The 814-nt window shown below is 34.8% G+C and carries 1 protein-coding gene; it reads right to left on the reverse strand.

From position 1 onward, the window contains the following. Positions 1-110: 110 nt before the first annotated feature. Complete coding sequence (locus DW981_RS14780; protein WP_055195982.1) at positions 111-704, reverse strand: accessory gene regulator B family protein; 594 nt, start codon at positions 702-704, stop codon at positions 111-113. Between the last annotated feature and the right edge of the window lie 110 nt (positions 705-814).

The following is an 814-nucleotide window of genomic DNA, read 5'->3' on the forward strand; positions in this document are numbered from 1 at the left end:
TCGGACGTTTCGGCTGATGCCATATTCCTAAACACGCAGGTGGAAATCCATCTATCCCATATACAGCTTCTTTTCTCATGACACGTTCTACAACCTTCAACACTTTCTTATTAACCTGCTTCATTCTCTCTCACCTCCTGTTTAAAAATTTTTGCTATACACAGCAAAGCTGCACATAATATAACAGCTATTGCCATATAACTAATGTAAACCATATCCGCATCTAACAGAACACATCCCAATATTATACACCCCTCAAGTAAAACAATAGTCCTTGCGGATTTTTTCGATTCCATCAATTCCTCTGATGTCATGTGCATATTAGGATGATTCACTGTACCAATCAATCCTATCCCCGTTATAGCAATTACCAATATTGCAAATAACCATTGCGGATGTTCTGACAGTCTTGCACTGATAATTACAATAACTAAATAAGAAACAATGGTTGCCAAATAACATTTATAATACTTGTCCAGATGATATCCGCCAGTTCGCTTTCTTAATTCTAAGAAAAACACAAGAAAAAATATAGTTGGAAACAGTTTATGGAACGCCAAACTGATTACGATAATACTGCCAACCGTAATAAATTTCTCAATCCAACAGATAAAGACATAAATATATCTTTCTTCCATGTCTTTATCAATTAACCTTGCTTCAGTCATCTGACCAATTAAATCATCCGCCATTTTTTCAATCATAGTTATGCCTCCTGCCAGATTAAGTATAACTTTATCTGTTTACAAAACAATATCTATTGCAGAAAGTGACCTTTTTTTGCAGAAAATGACAAAAAAAGTGATTTGCTTGC

It is taken from the genome of Clostridium sp. AM49-4BH (assembly GCF_003478335.1).
GTDB lineage: Bacteria > Bacillota > Clostridia > Lachnospirales > Lachnospiraceae > Butyribacter.